Origin of the sequence: Limnospira sp. PMC 1279.21 (genome assembly GCF_032349615.1) — a bacterium.
In the GTDB taxonomy this organism is placed as follows: domain Bacteria; phylum Cyanobacteriota; class Cyanobacteriia; order Cyanobacteriales; family Microcoleaceae; genus Limnospira; species Limnospira fusiformis.
The window spans coordinates 1-7,768 of sequence record NZ_JARPLU010000196.1 but is presented as its reverse complement, the minus strand read 5'-3'; the positions used below and the strand labels follow the sequence as shown (position 1 = coordinate 7,768).

The window sequence follows — 7,768 nt, the reverse complement described above, 5'->3', positions numbered from 1 at the left end:
AAGCTACCTGAAAGGGGGGCACGAAGCCCCCGTGCTTCAGCCGGGGGTGCTGACTTTGCTACAATTGGTCTAAGTACGATTATAGATCAAACTCGGATTTTTCGCAAATCCTATGTTAATGGGGAGGATAAACTATTACACGCTATAGAGTCGGTGTTGTCTACTGGTCTGGCTGAAGGTGAGAGTTTCGCCTAAGTTCATCAACTCAATAACTGTTGGTAGGTCACGAGTAAGGAAATTGGTAACATGGCTAAATCTCCCATCAAACTGCAACTAGCTTTTTTGTATCCGTTATTATACCCTCTGTTAAAATTCGGTTTTCCTAATTGTTTATGGAGTGGTAATTTATCTCAACGACAAATCGCCCTAACTATAGATGACGGTCCCCATCCTCAATATACCTTGGAATTATTGCAAGTTTTGGACTATTGTCAGATTAAAGCTAGTTTTTTTTGGTTGGGAATTTTCGTCGAAAAATATCCTAAAATTGCTCAAGAAGTCCATCAGCGCGGGCATTTGATTGGGATTCATGGTTATCAGCACAAGTCTTTTACTAGGTTAAATAAACGAGAATTAAAGTTAAGTTTAGACCGAACTCAATCGGCGATTTGTCAGATTTGTGGATTGCCAGAAAATCAAGTTATCTATGTGCGTCCTCCTAATGGATTGTTTACCGGGAAAACTTTACAACTTCTGAATAATTGGAACTATCGAACAGTGATGTGGTCTGTGGTTCCGGAAGATTGGGTAGAACCGGGGGTAGAGGTGGTGAGCGATCGCATTTTGCGACAGACTAAAAATGGCTCGATAATTGTCCTTCATGATGGCTATTTTGGTGGCTGTCATGTAGCAGAAACTAGCGCTAAGGTGATTCCAAAATTATTAAAACAAGGATATGAGTTTGTCACTATTGATCAGTTGTGGATGGGAAGAAAAAATGATACCCTGTTCCCTGTTAGTAATAAAATGCGATCGCCTAATTAACTATGGTATTAAGACCTGAAACTGATCCAATTACTGGTTTGCTGCGCCTTGTCGGAGATGATAACCCCGTAGATATCACCTTTTTTGAGAATCAATTAGGGGTGTTTCCCTTGGGAGTATTTCTAGGGTCTGGAAATGATACAGTCCGAAGTTTAGTAGACCCAGCACTAATTTATGGAAACCAGGGGAATGATCAAATATTTGGAGGGGGAGGAAATGACACCTTATATGGCGGTCAGGGAGATGATTATATCGAGGGTAATGAAGGTGATGATTTAATCTTTGGAAATGCTGGGAATGATATCCTATCAGGAGGACCGGGAAATGATACCATATTTGGGGGACCGGGAAATGATGTTATTGATGGAGATGCGGGAAATAATCTAATTTATGGTGGACAAGGTTCTGATATTCTTAGGGGTGGAGAAGGTAATGATTTAATTTTTGGAGATGCTGGAGAAAATACCATCTTTGGCGGACCAGGAAATGATACCTTATATGGGGGAACTGATGATGATCAAATTGGTGGCGGACTGGGAAATGATCTGATTTTGGGCGGATCTGGTGATGATATTATTAGCGGTGGCGAGGGGGATGATACCATCTATGGGGGACTGGGAAACGATCTGATTTTAGCAGACGAGGGTAATAATATACTATTCGGAAATTCCGGGAGTAATACCCTAGTGGGAGGGACGGGAAATGATACCTTTGTCTTAGAGGCTGGTAATGGTTGGACCACCATTGCTGACACTGATCAGATTTTTGATTTTACCCCCGGACAAGATACTATTTTGCTACTGGGAGATGCTCCCATAGACCAGCTAAATATTATTCTTGATGACACTAACCCTAATATAAATAATACCATTCTGGAAACTCCCACCGGAGAAATTATAGCCCTATTGCGAGGTATCCGTCCTAATGATATTAACCGCAGTGACTTTTTTGTTCCGGGTGTTTTATCCTTTGAATCAACCAGATTTGAAGTACAGGATAATGGCATGAGTACCCAACCCATTACCGTGGTGCGTTCCGGTGGTGAAGATGGTGCAGTTAGTGTAACTTTGATTCCCAGTTTATTAACTCCTTTACCTCCCAGGGGTGTTGATATCAGCCCAATTATGATTAATTTTCCCGATGGAGAATTGGGGGGTAAAACTGTATCAATTCTCATCGCTAATAATCCCATTGTTACCTATCCTGAAGTCTTAGAATTATCGTTACAAGATGCCACCGGAAATGCTACTTTAATTAATCCCACTGTGGCGACATTAAGCATTATTTCTGACCAGACTCCCCCTGACCCTATCCAAACCTTTAATAACCCCATACCTGAATCTTTTGCTAGGTTTGGCGCGGCTTTAGAAACTGTGAACAATCAGATTTTAATTGGTAGTCCGGGATGGAATAATTCCCAAGGTCTAGTTTATGTTTTAGACGGCACAACGGGAGAAATTTTACCAGCCTTTCAGAACCCTTCTGCTAATGCTGGAAGTTCAGAGTTTGGCGCTGCTATTGCTAGTTTAGGTTTAGCCCCGGTAATTGGTGCGCCCACAGATAGTAGCATCGCCTTTGCTTCGGGTGCGGTTTATGTTTATAATACGATAACTGGTTTACCCGTAACTCAATTATTTAATCCCACCCCAGAACCTTTTGATTATTTTGGCTACAGTTTGGCGACTATTGGTAATGATATAATAATTGGTGCGCCAGGGGATAGTACATCGGAATTGCGAGGGGGAATTGCTTATTTATTTGATGGTATAACCGGAGAATTACGGCAAATTTTTAATAATCCTAACCCGCAACCAGATGATTATTTTGGGGCGGCGATCGCCTCTGTGGGAGACTGGGTATTAATTGGCGCACCGGGTAGTTTGGGAATTGGTCAGTCAAACAGTCCGGGTTCGGCTTATTTATTTAATAGTGTAACGGGAGATTTAATCCAGTCTTTCCGTAACCCTAACCCAGGACTAGATAATTTTGGTCATGCTGTCGCCTGGACGGGAATTGGACGGGATATTATCATCGGATCTCCGGGTGATGACCAGCGGGGAATAAATGCTGGGGCGGCATTTTTAATTGATGGTATTACTGGGTCAATTTTGGCAAATTACACACCGGAAAACTTGCGGACAGGCGATCGCTTTGGTGAGTTCATAACCACCACCAGCAACAATAATGTTGTGGTAGGATCTCCCGGTTTCGGTCCTTTCGATTTTGGGGCGGCGTTCAAATTCCAGTTACGCACCGGGGAATTATTAGAAACCTATTTACACCCCGAACTTCCTCCCAGTGATGGAGTGTTGAACTTTGGTAGTGCGATCGCCAGCTTTAATGCAGGGCTAATAATTGCCGCCCCAGACACGAATATCGGCTTAGAAGGTGTTGGGGCGGTTTATCAGTTTTAGGCGACTTTAATGGATTTATACCCGGCGCAAATCTAAGGTTAAAGGGTATTCAGGGCTTAAATTGGGGGTGGAAATTTCCCAAGTTCCGGGAGTGTGACCCATGGCTACAAACCTTTCTAACATCCGGGACTCAGCCTCCCTTTCATTAATGGGAAATGTTGTATAAACTACCCCATTAGGAGGGTTGATATAATAACTACATCCCCCAATAGAACGCATAGCCCAAGTATCAACAATATCGAATAATAGGGGAGTATGGGGGTTAATAGAAGGATGCAATAAAGCCGCATATTGTCGCGCCCGGAACCTGACCCCGCCCACATATTCCCCTGGTTTAAGGGTGGATTTTAACGGCACTGCATAGCCATTACAGGTGACAATATAACGATGGGAAAAGCCATCTAAACCGGGAGAATTTCCCATCGCCCCCCGTAACATAACCTGTAGCCTTTCCATGGAAGAATCAACATATCTAGCGTTACCACCATTTCCGGTTTCTTCTCCTAAAACGTGCCAAGGTTCTATGGCATTTCTTAACTCTAATGTCACCCCATCACGGGTAATTTCTCCATAGACGGGAAAGCGAAAATCTACAAATGGTTTAAACCACGCCAAATTAAAGGGATAACCCGCCGCGTTTAAATCCCTTAAAACTGTGCCTAAATCTTCTTCAATAAAATAGGGCAGTAAAAAGCGATCGTGTAGGGTAGTTCCCCAACGAATTAGGGGTTTAGTATAGGGATGTTCCCAAAACCAAGCTACTAGGGAACGAATTAACAACATTTGCAATAGCCCCATTTGTGCATGGGGAGGCATCGCAAAAGCCCGAAACTCTAATAGCCCTAACTGGTTGCGATAATTCTCTAATGGGTAGAGTTTATCAATACAAAATGCTGAACGGTGAGTATTTCCGGTGACATCAATTAGCAGATTTCGCAATAAGCGATCGACCAATCCTGGTGGTATTTCTCGCCCCTTTTCTAGCTCTTGAAAGGCGATTTCCAACTCATATAATCCTTCGTGTCTGGCTTCATCTACCCGGGGTGATTGGCTAGTCGGTCCGATAAATAACCCCGCAAATAAGTAGGATAAACTAGGGTGATTTTGCCAATAGGAAATCAAACTTCTTAATAAATCTGGGCGACGTAATAGGGGGCTATCTTGAACGCTTTTACCGCCAATGGTGATATGTGCGCCGCCTCCGGTACTTATGCGCCGACCATCTAGGGCATATTTTTCGGTTCCCAACCGACATAGCCGCGCTTCCTCATACAAGGTGGTGGTAATTTCGGTTAATTCTGACCAATTTTTGGCGGGGTGAATATTGACTTCAATTACTCCCGGATCTGGGGTAATCTGAAATCCCATAATCCCATCATTTCCAGGGGGGGTGTATCCTTCAACTAACACGGGAATATTAACAGCAGTGGCGGCTTTTTCAATGGCTGTAATTAAATCTAAAAAACACCGGGCGGAAGTTATGGGAGGAACGAAAACATATATACAGCCATCCCGCGCTTCTACCGCCATGGCTACCCGCACGGAATTTTCTGGTAAATTGATGGGTTCGGAACCAACCACAGCAGGTTTATGATCTAGAGATACTCGCGCTTCTGGGTGCAATTCTTCTGACCAACTTATGCTACTTAATGGCAGTCGAAATCCCAAGGGCGAATCACCTTTTAATAAAATCAATTTCTCCTGTGGTAATTTCCAAGGACAGCTACCCCAGCGTAATTCTTCGGACTCGACAACTGGTAAAATTGGTAAGGCATAACCGGCTAATTCTTCGGTTTCTAATTCATAGGTGGGAATAATGCGATCGCTTTCGATTCCTAAATGTTTAACTAATTCTTGAATAACGATTTCCGCCTGTTTAATCCCATAGCCATAATCGTCACCATCTACCGCCATGAAAGCCCGATTATGCCAAATAGGTTTACCGTCTTCTCGCCAATAACAGCCTAAAGCCCACCTCGGCAAAATTTCCCCCGGATACCATTTTCCCATGCCATAATGTAGCAAGCCGCCACCCTTGGAAAACTTATTTTCTAGGCGGTGTAATAACTGTCCGGCTAACCTGCGCTTTTCCTCTCCCAAGGCTTGTACCTGCCACTGGGGAGACTCAAAATCATCAATAGAAACAAAAGTAGGTTCCCCACCCATGGTTAAACCTACTCCCAAACTTTGCAATTTATCCTCTACTGCTTCCCCGAGGCGGTCTATGGTTTCCCATTGAGTGGGGCTATAGGGTTGACTGGTGCGGGGTTGATTTTCGTAGCGAGAAACTGTCACCGCAAACTCTAAATTTGACCCGCAAGGTTCCGCTGTTCCCTGAACTGGGGAGGCAGCCTGGGGGTCGGCGGTACACACTAGGGGAATATGACCTTCTGCTGCTAAAAAACCAGAGGTGGGGTCTAAACCAATCCAACCAGCGCCGGGAATATATACTTCCGCCCAAGCGTGTAAATCTGCATTATCAGCCTCTGGTCCTGGGGGTCCATCTAATGGGGGAACATCGGGTTTCAGTTGAATCAGATAACCCGATACGAAACGGGCAGCGAGTCCATAGTGCCGCAAAATCTGCACCATTAACCATGCTGTATCTCGACAGGAACCTATTTGAGTTTTTAGGGTTTCTTCGCAGGTTTGAATCCCTGGTTCAAATCTGACTGTATAATTAATATAATCAGAAATTTTCTGATTAATGGTAATGATAAATTCTGGGGTATATATATCTTTGACCCGGTGCTGTTCTACCCAGTCTTTGAGTATGGGGCTGGATTCATCTATTTCTAAAAAGGGGATTAATTCCCGCCCCAGTTGTTCTTCGTAGATAAACGGATAGCGTTCGGCATAGCTTTCCATGACGAAGTTAAACGGATTAATCGGGTGTAAATCCGCAATAATATCTACTGTGACCCCTAGGCGATCGGTTTTTGATAAAAAGTTCAGCCTCCCCAAATAATTGCCATAGGGGTCCTGTTGCCAGGTCATCGTATAATCACTAGGTTCAATCTTGAGGGAATAGCTATTAATGGGGGTGCGACAGTGGGGAGAAGGTCGCAATCCTAATGTATGAGGACCTAGAATTACTGGCTTTTCAAAATGGTAGACAAGCTGATGGTTTAGGCTAACTTTTACTGACATAACTCAATTTGGGCAAGAGGGATATATGGTTCGGAATTTCGCAATTTCAGCCGGCAAAAGACAATACAAAAAAGTTACCTCTCTTGCCTTTTGTCTCTTGCCTTTTGCCCATTGCTATTAATGGAGTTGATGACCACAGCTTCCGCAGAAGCGATCGTCAGGTTGTACTGTCGCACCGCAGTTACTACAGAATTTACGATTTCCTGATGATGGCGCAGATGATGGCTCAGAAGAACCCATTTTTAGTTCCATGTTACCCATCCGCATTTCCATGGGGTTCATACTCATTTGCATATTCCCCATTTGCATCGGTTTCATCGGTTCCATCGGTTTCATCGGTTCCATCGGTTTCATCGGTTCCATCGGTTTCATCGGTGGCATCGAAGATGCCGGGGTACTCGAAACCTGCTGAACTGACATCTGCTGGGCGCTTCCGAGGGAGGGTGTCTGACCCATGACACTCATACTACTTCCCTGGAGTTGCACGAAGTGTTCACCCTGAGCAGTTTCTATTTTCAACACTACCCCATTTCCCGTCCGATACAGGGAGGGGGGGGAAGTCCAGGTTCCGGTCTGGAACCCATTGCTGGCTTGCTGTTGCTGTCCGGGTGATCCACTGGCGATCGTCACAACAGTTTGCGACCCTTGGTTATCAAGATAAACTCTTTGACCGGTGCCTAGCTCGCATACATAAGGCATAATAGCCTCTTCCTACCATAAGAAACATCTAATGCTGATATTGTAAAATTGTTTCCTCACCAAATCCTACTTCTTAACATTTATATTATAAATTCCCCAAAACTATACAGATAGCCGACTATACAGGTTCTTAACATTTGGCAGCCCTCCTCATCCAGTATATAAACTTATGTATCAAATTCCCCTAGTTATGTCATCGATATTTGATAAATCTACTGTGGCGATCGCTCTCCATATATTTATCAATACAATTACTCCTTTTTAATCTAATACCAATAACTCATAAAATCCCGAATAAATACTTAGTCATTAATAATCATGTTTGGCACACCCAACTCCCGCCTCCCCATGGTATAATTATCAAAAAATAGACTATACTATAAATACATTACTGGAGACAGCTATGACTATAGCTCAGGAATTAGAACCCACTCAAATCACTCCAGACCAAGATATTGAGTTTCCCCCCGGAGATTTAGAAAGTCAGGAGTTGCCATTGGAAAGTTATTTACACCTACAAC

General features: G+C 43.7%; 5 protein-coding genes and 1 pseudogene. 4 read left to right on the top strand and 2 right to left on the bottom strand.

The window, feature by feature from the left end; all coding sequences use genetic code 11:
- The 3 genes from P5683_RS21020 to P5683_RS21010 form a co-directional block, all read left to right on the top strand.
- On the top strand, positions 1–195 hold a 195-nt coding region (locus P5683_RS21020; protein WP_315646927.1), incomplete at its 5' end, for a hypothetical protein.
- 51 nt (positions 196–246) lie between these two features.
- A complete protein-coding gene (locus P5683_RS21015) occupies positions 247–984 on the top strand; it encodes a polysaccharide deacetylase family protein (RefSeq protein ID WP_006668793.1) in 738 nt (245 codons plus the stop codon).
- Positions 985–986: 2 nt separating this feature from the next.
- On the top strand, positions 987–3,398 hold the full coding sequence (locus P5683_RS21010) for a hypothetical protein (RefSeq protein WP_315641004.1): 2,412 nt from the start codon (positions 987–989) through the stop codon (positions 3,396–3,398).
- A gap of 15 nt (positions 3,399–3,413) precedes the next feature.
- Here P5683_RS21010 and P5683_RS21005 read toward each other — a convergent pair whose 3' ends face one another.
- Both P5683_RS21005 and P5683_RS21000 read right to left on the bottom strand, forming a co-directional pair.
- Positions 3,414–6,548, bottom strand: a complete 3,135-nt coding sequence (locus P5683_RS21005) for a DUF2126 domain-containing protein (RefSeq protein WP_006625120.1) — start codon at positions 6,546–6,548, stop codon at positions 3,414–3,416.
- A gap of 117 nt (positions 6,549–6,665) precedes the next feature.
- Positions 6,666–7,247 carry a zinc-ribbon domain-containing protein gene (locus P5683_RS21000; protein ID WP_008051516.1) on the bottom strand — a complete coding sequence of 194 codons (582 nt, stop codon included), beginning with the start codon at positions 7,245–7,247 and terminating at the stop codon, positions 6,666–6,668.
- A 403-nt stretch (positions 7,248–7,650) separates the two neighbouring features.
- Here P5683_RS21000 and P5683_RS20995 point away from each other — a divergent pair.
- Positions 7,651–7,768, top strand: a pseudogene (locus tag P5683_RS20995) (Uma2 family endonuclease); the annotation flags it as partial.

Excerpts from the sequence above, each read along its gene's own strand:
- P5683_RS21010 (WP_315641004.1), top strand. The coding sequence starts at position 987 with ATGGTATTAAGACCTGAAACTGATCCAATTACTGGTTTGCTGCGCCTT.
- P5683_RS21000 (WP_008051516.1), bottom strand. The coding sequence starts at position 7,247 with ATGCCTTATGTATGCGAGCTAGGCACCGGTCAAAGAGTTTATCTTGAT.
- P5683_RS21015 (WP_006668793.1), top strand. The coding sequence starts at position 247 with ATGGCTAAATCTCCCATCAAACTGCAACTAGCTTTTTTGTATCCGTTA.
- P5683_RS21005 (WP_006625120.1), bottom strand. The coding sequence starts at position 6,548 with ATGTCAGTAAAAGTTAGCCTAAACCATCAGCTTGTCTACCATTTTGAA.